The organism is Methylomonas subterranea, assembly GCF_024505185.1.
In the GTDB taxonomy this organism is placed as follows: Bacteria; Pseudomonadota; Gammaproteobacteria; order Methylococcales; family Methylomonadaceae; genus Methylomonas; species Methylomonas subterranea.
On the sequence record NZ_JANIBJ010000039.1, the window covers coordinates 26,142 to 37,373 of the forward strand.

Consider the following 11,232-nt stretch of genomic DNA (forward strand, 5'->3'; position numbering starts at 1 on the left):
TTGCCTATACCCTTGTTGACCACTATATGAAAGTTGCTCGAATCTATTTGCGCGTTAGCACTGACAAGCAGGATATGACTCGCCAAGAGGACATCATTAACCAGGCTAAAGCGGAGGGGTACTATATCGCTGGCCGGTATGAGGAAAAGGCGTCTGGCGCACGGGCGGATCGCCCGGAGCTGCTACGCATGATTAGGGAATTACAACCGGGCGACGTGGTGATCGCTGAGCGGATCGATAGGATAAGCCGGCTACCGCTCGCCGAAGCGGAGAACTTGGTCGCGTCGATCCGTGCAAAAGGCGCAAAGCTAGTAGTTCCGGGAATCGTTGATCTTTCCGAGCTTGCGGAAAAGGCCGATGGTGTATCCAGGATTGTTTTGGAATCGGTGCAAGAGCTATTGTTAAAACTGGCGTTGCAGATGGCACGCGATGATTACGAAACTCGGCGCGAGCGGCAACGGCAGGGCGTTGAACTGGCCAAACAGGCCGGCAAATACACAGGCCGTGTAGTAAACGCCGCTGTTAATGAGCGCGTCGTCGCGTTTCGCAGGGCAGGGCACTCGATCAAGGAAACGGCTCGGCTTGCGCCATGTAGCGTTAGCCAGGTGAAGCGGATTTGGGCGGCCGCCCAAAAAAAGGCGGTGGCCGCCGATTCATAACGTATCGTAACAGGCCATGAGTCAGTTTTTCGCGGTGTACATTAGGAACCCGTTGTATTTTAAGGGTTCGGGTCACAATTGTTAGTATTCCAATTGCATGGTGATTATGCGAAGGAGGTTGTATGACTGTTGTTAATTTTCCGAAAGCCAAAACGGCCCGCCGGCCGGCAATCTTGGACGTTACCAAGCGGGCCGTGCAAAACAACGCCGCTGAGACCGTTCGCTACCGGGTTTTTCCGTGGCTGGCTATGGCGTTGTGCCGTGTCGTCTTGTTCGCGTGGGATTCCGCTCGAACGTTACTGCTGATGATTTTAATGTTTCTGCGTCCGTTGGTGTTTTTCTTGATTACGCCATTGACCACCGCATTGATAATCGCGTTCGTGGTCTGTCTGTTCACGCATCCAGCCGATACACGGCTGACGTGGGGCTTTGGCTTGTTGACTGCTGCGGCATTTTTTACGATGTTTCTGTACGACTGGTTGATTTTTAAGCTTGGCGGAATGGTTGTTGAGGTAACACATCATCGCCGATACTAGATGTAGTTTCTTGATTTCATAACCGGCTTTTCTTGCACTTATCCGGGATTTTCATCTCAAATTAACTGACTCTATAAAATCACTTTTTCTCACATTAATTGCACAGGACGGTTTTCTTTCTCACATTAAATGATTTTATCGAGTTGGATTTCTCGCTTTATTTGATTCTATCCAGTGTATAAAAGTGAGTAATATTATGTGAATCGGCCACTCGGAATCTATAATTTCACTATGTTGAGCTTAACATAGCGGCCAATACCCGCCTGTCAAGAGATCGAAAATCTAAGCTCCTAACGGTCTGATATAAGCCTGATACTTGACCGTCACAGGGCCCGGCAAAACCTCGCAATGACTTTTTAACAGCTGATGCCAATACCTGCTTAAGCAGGTAATCTCAGACTTTGCCACAACTGAATCCTGTTTTGAAAAGGAGTTGATATGTTCAGAATGGCATTGATCATCGTGTTTGGCTAGTGTCCATTGCCGTTCTTGAATGGGATCATGCCCAGATTACTCATGGCGATACCAATGGCGATGTTGATTGGCCAGCTCCAAATTGATTTTGGCCGCCTTTTCATAGGCATCGATTAGCCATTGACAATGCCCTCTAAAGTCTTCGTGAAAATCCTCCGGCATTTAGCCGAAATCTGCGGCGAGTACCCTGTGTTCCTCTGCTTTTGCTTGCAGTCTGCCCGCCGTTGCTTGGTAATGTGCCGCCAAGGTTTCGTGGTCAGCGCAGGTTGCGGCGTTTTTTAACGCCTGGCTCATATCCATGGGATGCGGGGGGTACCGGGTTGCTAGCAAGCAACATGCTGGTCATGCAACATATTCTCAAAAATCGGGATTTCACGTTTGCCACGTCATGTTCAATAGCGGGGGCGCTTTACGCGCCCCCGCAAACCAAGTTTGATTACATCGCACGGTGCATTTTTGCCATACTCATATTGGCATCCACCGCATTTTTATAAATGTTGATCAGGTTTCGGCAATGGGCTTTTAAATCTCCAGCTCGCTTGCCATACAGATAGGCGTGCGACTCATATTTGCTCAGCAGTTTCTCGTGTTCGTCGACCTTCAGCTGCATCTCTTTCGCCGCATCCTCATAGTGTTGCGCCAACGCTTCGTGATCGGCCTTGGTTTTGGCGTCTTGTATGGCTTGGCTCATATCCATGGGGTGCGGGTTCGTCTCGGCGCATCCGGACAATAGGCCCAGGCTGAAAAACAGGGGTATTAAAATTTTAGTGTTCATGACTTTTCTCCAAATAAATTCAATCGATTAATGGCAACAGCGTTAGGTTATGAGCATGTTTTTGCAGGCGACTCCTTGGTAACAATCGGACCGAAAATAGTGAGTGAAGGGGTATCCGTACGACAGCGAAGCTGGATAAGACATCATTCCGCGGCTCCCCGCCTGCGGTTTTCCTGAACTTGCAGCACCAGGCTGTACACCACTGGAAATACCAGTAGACTCAATACCAACACTGTCAGCATGCCGCCCATGGCCGGCGCGGCGACACGCTGGGTGACGTCGGCGCCGGTGCCGGTGGCCCACATGATGGGAATCAAGCCGATAATGTTGGCCAGCGAGGTAATGGCAACCGGCCGCACCCGCAAGGCTGTGGCAGTTTCCGCCGTGGCGATGATGTCGGCAGCGCTCAATGGCACCTGCTTTTGTTCCCGCAGTTTTTCCAGTTCGATATCGATGAAGCTCAGCACCATCACGCCGGTTTCCGCCGCCGTACCCGCCAAGGCGATGAAACCGACGTAGACGCCGATCGATAAATTGAAATCGAGCCAGTAGACCAGCCAGATGCCGCCAATCAGGCTGAACGGGATGGTCAGCATGACGATGGTGGGCTCGGTGATATTGCGGAACGAGCAATACAACAGGATGAATATCAACAGCAGGGTAATCGGTACTACCATCTTCAAGCGTTCGGCGGCCCTCTGCATGTATTCGAACTGCCCTGACCAGGCGACGGTGTAGCCGGCGGGCAGTTGCACCTGTTCGGCCAGCGTCTTTTGCGCCTGCGCGACGAAGCCGCCGATGTCGGCGGTTTTGATGTCCACGTACACCCAGGCGTTGGGGCGGGCGTCTTCGCTTTTGATGACGTCTGTACCGCGAGTGAAGCGAATGTCCGTCACCAGAGTCAAGGGAATCTGGCTGCCGGTGGGGGTCGGAATCAGCACCCGCCGCAAGGCGTCCAGGTTGTCGCGCATATCGCGTGGATAGCGCAGATTGACCGGATATCGCTCCAACCCTTCCACGGTTTCGGTGATGTTCATGCCGCCAATCGCGCTTTGAATCACGTCCTGCACATCGCCGGTGGTCAGCCCGTAACGGGCTGCGGCTTCGCGGTTGATGTCAAAATCCAGGAAGTAGCCGCCTACGGTGCGATCGCCGTAAGCCGACAAGGTGTCCGGCAGGCTTTTCATGGCTTGCTCGATGTCCAGCGACAAGCGTTGCAAGACCGTCAAATCCGGCCCTGACACCTTGATACCGACTGGGGTCTTGATGCCGGTGGACAGCATGTCGATGCGGGTCTTGATCGGCATGGTCCAGGCATTGGCCAGGCCGGGAAAATGAATGGCCTTATCCATTTCCGCCATCAGTTCGCGAGTGGTTTTATTAGGATTGGGCCATTGCGCCTGCGGCTTGAGCTGGATCGTGGTTTCCACCATCATCAGTGGTGCGGCGTCGGTCGCGGTTTCCGCCCGGCCGATCTTGCCGAACACATGATGCACTTCCGGAAAGGTTTTCAGAATCTTGTCCGTCTGCTGCAGGACTTCCCGGGCTTTGGTGATGGAAATACCCGGAAAGGTGGACGGCATATACAAAATATCCCCTTCATCCAGCGGCGGCATGAACTCGCTGCCGATTTTAGAGAGGGGATACAGCGTCGACGCCATCAGCAGCGCCGCCAGCAGCACGGTCAACAGCCGAAAGCGCATGGCCAGCTTCAACGCCGGGCCGTGAATGGCATGCAAAACCCGGTTGATCGGGTTCTTGCGCTCGGGCACGATCTTGCCGCGCACGAAATAACCGACCAATACCGGTACTAGTGTCACGGTCAGAATGGCGGCTGCCGCCATGGCATAGGTTTTGGTAAAAGCCAAGGGGCTGAACAAGCGGCCTTCCTGCGCCTGCATGGTGATAATCGGTAGAAAGGACACGGTGATCACCAGCAGCGAGAAGAACAGCCCGCTGCCCACTTCGCGGCAGGATGCGGCAATCACTTGCCAGCGTTCTTTTTCAGTGAGTTCGGCTTTTTTCTTGGCGACGGCGGCGGCCAAATGCTTGTGGGCGTTTTCCACCATCACCACCCCTCCATCGACCATGTCACCAATCGCCAGCGCAATACCGCCCAGCGACATGATGTTGGCGTTCAGGCCCTGCCATTTCATGACGATGAAGGCGATCAGTATGCCCAGCGGCAAGGTGATGATGATCACCAGCGATGAACGCAGATGCAACAGAAACAGGGCCACTAGACCGCAGACGATGATCAGTTCCTCGATCAAAGCTTCATTTAGGGTGTCTACCGCGCGTTCGATCAAACTGCCGCGATCGTACACCGTGACGATCTCAACCCCGTCCGGCAGACCTTGTTTGAGCTGTTCCAGCTTCTCGCGCACCGCCTTGATGGTGGCCAGGGCATTTTCACCAAAGCGCATGATCACCACGCCGCCCGCCACTTCGCCTTCACCATTTAATTCGGTGACGCCGCGGCGCAGTTCCGGGCCTATCTGCACGTGGGCCACGTCCTGCAAGCGGATGGGTGTGCCGTTGCTGTCGACGCCGACCGGAATGGTATTCAGGTCGGCGATGGATTTGATATAACCCAAGCCTCTGACCATGTATTCGGTCTCGGCCATTTCAAACAGCCGGCCGCCGACGTCGTTATTGGAGCGCTTGATAGCGTCTATCACCGTGGACAACGGAATCTGATAGGCCTGCAAGGCATTGGGATCGACTTCCACCTGGTATTGTTTGACGTAACCGCCGACCGAGGCAACTTCCGATACCCCCGGCACGGTTTGCAACGGGTAGCGTAAATACCAATCCTGAATCGAGCGCAACTGGGCCAGGTCGTGTTGACCGGTTTTGTCCACCAGGGCGTATTCGTACACCCAGCCCACCCCGGTGGCATCCGGCCCCAAGGTCGGAGTAACGCCTTGCGGCAAGCGGCCCTTGACGTAATTGAGATATTCCAGCACTCGCGAGCGGGCCCAGTACATATCGGTGCCGTCCTCGAAAATGATGTAAACAAACGACAGGCCAAAAAAAGAATAGCCGCGCACCACTTTGGCATGCGGCACGGCCAGCATAGCCGTGGTCAGTGGATAGGTAATTTGATCCTCTATGACCTGTGGCGACTGGTCGGCATACTCGGTGAACACGATCACCTGCACGTCGGATAAGTCCGGGATCGCGTCCAGCGGCATGTGCTTGAACGACCACAAACCAGCCATAGCTAGCATGATGGCGCCCAGCACCACCAGAAAACGGTCTTTCAAGGCATTGTTGATCAGCCAATCAGTCATGGGCATGACCCTCGTGTTCGATGACGGATGGCTCGGCCATTTTGGCGGTGGCTTCGCGCAACCTGGATTCGGAGTCGATCAGGAACTGCGCGGAGGTGACCACTTCTTCGCCGGCACCCAGCCCTTCGACGATGGCTATGTGGCCATTGGACGCCAGGCCGGTGGTGACCAGACGCGGCTCAAACTTGCCCGGTGCCCGCACCACGAACACCTGGGTTTGCGCACCGGAACGCACCACCGCTTCGCTGGGGACCACCACGGCGTCCAGTTCTTTACCTGCCTGAATGGTAATGTCGGCAAACATGTCCGGCTTTAACAACAGTTCGCTGTTGTCGAAGGTCAGGCGCACTTTGATGGTGCGGGTTTTCGCTTCCGCATAGGGATAAATAAAGGCCAGTTTCCCCTTGAACAAACGCCCCGGCACGCCGGCCAGCCGCATTTCCACCGGATCGCCTTCCTTCACCCAGGGCAATTCGTATTCATAGATATCCGCATAGGCCCATACTTTGGATAAATCCGCAATCATGTACAGTTCGGTTTCCGGGGTGACGTATTGCCCCTCGCGGGCGCCAATGTTGATGACGATGCCGCTGGCCGGGGTATGGATATGCAGGCTTTTTTTGATCTGGTGGCTGTCAGTCAGTTCGTGCAATTGATGCGCGGGTACGTCCAGCAACTTCAAACGCTCACGAGAACTCTTGACTAAATCTTCCGCACCGCGGCGGATGTCTGCTATCGGGCTTTTTTCCAGCACCTTCAGGTTGTTCAGGGCCAACACATATTCCTGCTGGCTGGCCACCAATTGCGGCGAGTAGATGCTCAACAAATCTTCATTTTGCCTGACCCATTGCCCGGTTTTATCTACCCGCAAGGTTTCTATCCAACCCTCGGTTTTAGGATGCAGCCGCACGATGCGTTCTTCGTCATAGGCGATGCGTCCCACCGCCCGCACTCGATGTGAAAGCTTGGATTGTTTGGCGAAAGCGGTGCGCACACCGATATTTTGCGCGGTGACCGCGTCGATTTTGACGGTGCCGACAGGATCGGCCGACGGCGCTGAGTCTTCGGCATAGACCGGCAGATAATCCATGCCCATGTTGTCTTTGGTCGGCACCGGTGAGGTGACGGCAGGATTCATCGGATTGCGGTAGAACAGTATTTTGCGTTCCCCACCGGCGCTCCCGGCTTCCTCGGCTGCATCGTCGCCATACACTGGCACATAATCCATCCCCATCGCGTCCTTGGCCGGCACGGGCGAGGTGGCCGAGGGGTTCATAGGGCTGCGGTAAAACAAGGGTTGTCTGGTCGGTGTCGTATGAACGTTTTCGTTCGGTTCGGTTTGCTCGGCCAACCAATAGCCGCCCATGAGGCCAATGGCCAACGTCACTGCGGCCGTCAATAACAGTTGCTTATTCATAAATCGCCTCCTCGCCGACGTCTGCAGTCAATTGGGCCAATGCCTGCTGGGCTTCGGTAAAGGCTTTCCAGTATTGGGTTTCATATTCAAACAGGGTGACCTGGCTGCGCACCAGATTCAGAAAATCCACTTTGCTGACTTGATAGCCGGCCAGCATCGAGGCCACGGTCTGCCGGGCTTGCGGAATGATGCCGGTATCGAACAGCACGAATTGCTGTTGCGCGCGTTGATAATCACTGTGGGTTTGGCTGATTTGCGCGCGCACCGCGTTCCATTTGTCCTGCAGGCTATAGCGTTGCTGCATCAACTCGCTGGTACGTTGATCGATGGCTTTTTCCTGCTTGCTGCCGGCGAAAATCGGCACGTTCATGCTGACGCCCAGACTCAACAAATCCGAACGCCGCGTGCCGTCCGGCATGTTCGAGCGCGCACCGTAGGCCGCCTCGACCATGAAATCCGGCAACAGGTCTTTCTGGGCGAAATCCAGTCTGGACTGGGCGGCATGGATGCCTTGCCGTTCGCTGGCCAGCAAAGGTCTGGCGTTTTCCGCCTGCTGATAAAGCTGTTCTTCGGCTTTGATGACCGGCAGTTGCAAGGACACCGTTGTGGGGATTTGCACGGTTTGATTGGCCGGTTGGTCCAGCAAGGCGTTCAGTCGGGCCGCCGTGCTACGGCGCAAGCCAGTGAGGCCGATCTTTTGATCCAGCAGCTTGGATAGTTCCAGTTGGGCCAGCAGCACATCCTGCTGCAAACCGTCACCGACTTCATATTTACTGCGGGCGATATCGACGAATTGCTGCAACAGGCTGTGGTTGCTATCGACGATCTCCAGTGCCCGGTCCAGATAAAACAGTTGCCACCAGAGGGTCTTGACGTCGCTGATCAGGCGGAGCCGAACTTCATCGGCATTCAGGCTGGCCATTTCCGCGTCATGGAAGGCTGCCTGTTCCTTCAGCGCCAATTTGCCGGGAAATGGAATGGCTTGCGACAAGCCAAATCCCAGTTGCGTCATGTCCTCTCGCCGGGTATCGAAACCCTCCACCGGCAAACTCATGGCGTTAAAACTGATTTGCGGATCAGGCAGACTGCCTTCCTGCGCCGGAATGGCCGCCATGGCCTGCGCGCGGGCTAGCATTTGCGCCAGATCGGGGTTGTCCTGCGTGACTTTTTGGGTCGCCGCCTCTAAGGTCAGCGGCGGCGACTCATCGGCCGTGGCGACGCCACAAACAAGCAACAGCGCCACTACCGAGAGATAACGGCGAAAGAGTAATTGGGGTGACATGCGTATCCTCGAAACGTTGTGGTAATGCCGGTAACCGAGCCGAGATACGGTAGTGCGAGACACCGTAAATCGTTGGTCTGACATGATAGACGAGCACAGCTTTTGGGTGTGGCTGTGCCGATCTGAAACGCTTAGAGGCTTTTGATGGGCGGTCTAATATCCGGCGGCGCGACTAGTGAGAGTGGCTCGAGTTTCTCCGACAGAATGTAGATAGCGTGACTGTGGGTCGTAGTGAACTGAAAGGATGACGTTACGGCACAACCGACACAAACATGAAAGCCGCAGCCTGCCGAGTGCAGTTTATCGTGATGAGAGGCATGCGCTTGACAATGGTCTGCAGCCAGTTCATCTGAGTGCCCGGTGTGATCGGCATGATCCGACGCTTCTGCAACCTGCATCGCGGCCAGCTGGCCTGTAATATCCGAGTAATGCGCATAGGTCACCGCGACAGGCATCAAGGCCATGATCAGCGTTAATGTAATGACTATGCGTTTGCTAAACATGCGATTGAATTTAACGAGAGATTACAGTCTAAAAACTAAAAAACAAGGATGAAAATCTTTCCTGCTTCTTCATCGTAGACTAAGCGTTCAGAAAACTCAACCCTATTATCCATTAAGAAACTGAAGGTCGATAGCTGATTTATTTGGTTGGTTGATGCTTGCCAACTTCATTCAAATAACTTTTGGGGAGTTTATGATGGCAATATACACCATTAAAAACGAACGTTTTTGCTATCCGTTTTAGTTAAAGAAAGGCACTGTGTTTTCAATCCATTTTTGGTTATTATAAAGTCCGTTTTTAGGGTTTTCATTACCTTTGCTGATTTTATAGGCATTTTAGGCAAGATGATGGCACAAACTATCGGTTATTTACGGGTATCGACCGCAGACCAGGACTTGGAGAAAAACAAGGCGGATATTCTAGCGCTGGCCAATCACCATAACTTGGGTCAGGTCAAATTCATCGAAGAAAAAGCCTCCGGCAAAATATCCTGGCGCAAACGCAAGATTGCCCAAGTCATCGATGACCTTCAAAAGGGAGATAATTTAGTGGTCAGCGAGATGTCCCGCCTGGGGCGAAGTATGCTGGAGTGCATGGAAATTTTGTCGATTGCGATGGAACGCGGTGTCCATGTCTATTCGGTGAAAGGCAATTGGCGGCTTGACCAAAGCATCCAAAGCAAGATCGTCGCAATGGCGTTTTCCATGGCCGCCGAAATTGAACGCGATTTGATCTCGCAGCGCACAACAGAAGCCTTGCGTGCAAAGAAAGCCGCCGGTATGACGTTAGGCCGCCCCAAAGGGCCGGGCAAGAGCAAACTCGACCCATTCCGTCCCGAAATTGAAGCTTTGCTTGCAAATGGCGCAACCCTATTTTTTATCGCCGGTCGATACGGCACCACTTCCGCCAATTTGCGCAACTGGATGAGCAAGCACGGCATCAGTCGGCCTAAACAGGACGGGGTTCGTGCCGCGTAAACGCCTCCCTTTTGAGGTACTGATAGCACTTCAAAACCAACTGGATGCGCTGTCCCCAAGGGATACCCAACGCAAAGACCTTGTTGAGGCAACCTGCGAAGCATTTGGAATTTCGGCATCCACCGTCCGGCGGCAATTGCGTACACATCAACTGCCTTATTTGACCCACCGCAGCGATTACAATACATCAAGAAGCCTGCCCGAAGCAGACATGCGCCGTTACTGTGAATTGATTGCGGCGCTGAAACTTCGGACGACCAGCAAAAAGGGACGGCGCTTATCGACCAAGGCTTGTATTGGAGTCCTCGAAAAGTCCGGCATTGAAACGGCGGAGGGATTGGTTAAAGTCGAATCCGGTCTGCTCAAACTCAGCACGGTCAGCCGTTATCTGAAACAATGGGGATACGACAACCGCACCCTAAGCATAGAGCCGCCCTGGACGCCCTTCCAGGCTACCAATAGCAATGAATGCTGGCAATTTGATTTCTCGCCGTCAGACTTGAAAAAGCCGGAATTTTTCGGCAAAACGCTAAAAGAGGGTTCGGAATATCTGGCTTTGGCCGGTGTTACCGATGACCGGAGCGGGGTTTGTTACCAGGAATACCACGTGGTCAAAGGCGAAGACGTGATAACCGCGCTATTGTTCCTGTTTAATGCGATGTCCGCCAAGAAGGACAAGAACAACCCATTCCAGGGCATCCCTTCGGTCATTTATATGGATGCCGGCCCGGTGTCTAAAAGCCGGGTGTTCTTGTGGGTTATGAAGCAACTGGGCATCGAAGTGCGGGTACATATGCCAAGGGGCAGTGATGGAAGGCGCACCACCTCACGGTCCAAGGGCAAAGTGGAACGTTCTTTCCTGACCATCAAATCTTCCTTGGAAACCCTTTACCATCTCCAGCAGCCGGAAACGCTGGAAGAAGCCAATGCCTGGTTACACAGGTATTTAGGGGAATATAACGCGATGGATCACCGCTATGAAGACCATTCCCGTATGGAGGATTGGCTACAAAACCTGCCGTCGACAGGGTTTAGGGAAATGTGTTCGTGGGATCGCTTCCGCACTTTCGCCCGTGAACCGGAACAGCGCAAGGCGGATAGCAACGCCTGCGTCGGTATTGATGGCATCCGCTATCAATTAAGCCATGACATGGCGGGTCAAGACATCACCTTGCTTTGGGGGATTTTCGATAATGGACTAGCGGGAGCATTTGAACAGAAACTTACGGTTTCAACAAAATCCGACTATGCAAAATTTCTCTAAAGCGGCCACTGACAATGATTCATTTCGAACAGACTGGCCATCAGGTCA

At 53.6% G+C, this 11,232-nt stretch carries 9 protein-coding genes; 4 read left to right on the forward strand and 5 right to left on the reverse strand.

The window, feature by feature from the left end; genetic code table 11:
- Positions 1–26 precede the first annotated feature (26 nt).
- Both NP590_RS17235 and NP590_RS17240 read left to right on the forward strand, forming a co-directional pair.
- Positions 27–659: a recombinase family protein gene (locus NP590_RS17235; RefSeq protein ID WP_256603893.1), complete on the forward strand. Its 633-nt coding sequence runs from the start codon at positions 27–29 to the stop codon at positions 657–659.
- A gap of 122 nt (positions 660–781) precedes the next feature.
- Positions 782–1,195: a hypothetical protein gene (locus NP590_RS17240; RefSeq protein ID WP_256603894.1), complete on the forward strand. Its 414-nt coding sequence runs from the start codon at positions 782–784 to the stop codon at positions 1,193–1,195.
- A 910-nt stretch (positions 1,196–2,105) separates the two neighbouring features.
- Here NP590_RS17240 and NP590_RS17245 read toward each other — a convergent pair.
- The 5 genes from NP590_RS17245 to NP590_RS17265 all read right to left on the reverse strand — a co-directional run bounded on the left by NP590_RS17245 (position 2,106) and on the right by NP590_RS17265 (position 8,942).
- Positions 2,106–2,444: a hypothetical protein gene (locus NP590_RS17245; protein WP_256603895.1), complete on the reverse strand. Its 339-nt coding sequence runs from the start codon at positions 2,442–2,444 to the stop codon at positions 2,106–2,108.
- A gap of 143 nt (positions 2,445–2,587) precedes the next feature.
- Positions 2,588–5,740, reverse strand: a complete 3,153-nt coding sequence (locus NP590_RS17250; RefSeq protein WP_256603896.1) for an efflux RND transporter permease subunit — start codon at positions 5,738–5,740, stop codon at positions 2,588–2,590.
- Positions 5,733–7,157: an efflux RND transporter periplasmic adaptor subunit gene (locus tag NP590_RS17255; RefSeq protein WP_256603897.1), complete on the reverse strand. Its 1,425-nt coding sequence runs from the start codon at positions 7,155–7,157 to the stop codon at positions 5,733–5,735. Before NP590_RS17255 ends, NP590_RS17250 begins: the two co-directional genes overlap by 8 nt.
- Positions 7,150–8,439 (reverse strand): TolC family protein, encoded by a 1,290-nt coding sequence (locus NP590_RS17260; protein WP_256603898.1) that lies wholly within the window; start codon positions 8,437–8,439, stop codon positions 7,150–7,152. Before NP590_RS17260 ends, NP590_RS17255 begins: the two co-directional genes overlap by 8 nt.
- Before the next feature lie 131 nt (positions 8,440–8,570).
- Positions 8,571–8,942, reverse strand: coding sequence for a hypothetical protein (locus tag NP590_RS17265; RefSeq protein ID WP_256603899.1), 372 nt, complete (start codon positions 8,940–8,942; stop codon positions 8,571–8,573).
- Positions 8,943–9,170: 228 nt separating this feature from the next.
- Here NP590_RS17265 and NP590_RS17270 point away from each other — a divergent pair, with 228 nt between their 5' ends.
- Positions 9,171–9,920 carry a recombinase family protein gene (locus NP590_RS17270; protein WP_256603900.1) on the forward strand — a complete coding sequence of 250 codons (750 nt, stop codon included), beginning with the start codon at positions 9,171–9,173 and terminating at the stop codon, positions 9,918–9,920.
- Complete coding sequence (locus NP590_RS17275) at positions 9,910–11,184, forward strand: IS481 family transposase (protein WP_256603901.1); 1,275 nt, start codon at positions 9,910–9,912, stop codon at positions 11,182–11,184. Before NP590_RS17270 ends, NP590_RS17275 begins: the two co-directional genes overlap by 11 nt.
- Positions 11,185–11,232: the final 48 nt, after the last annotated feature.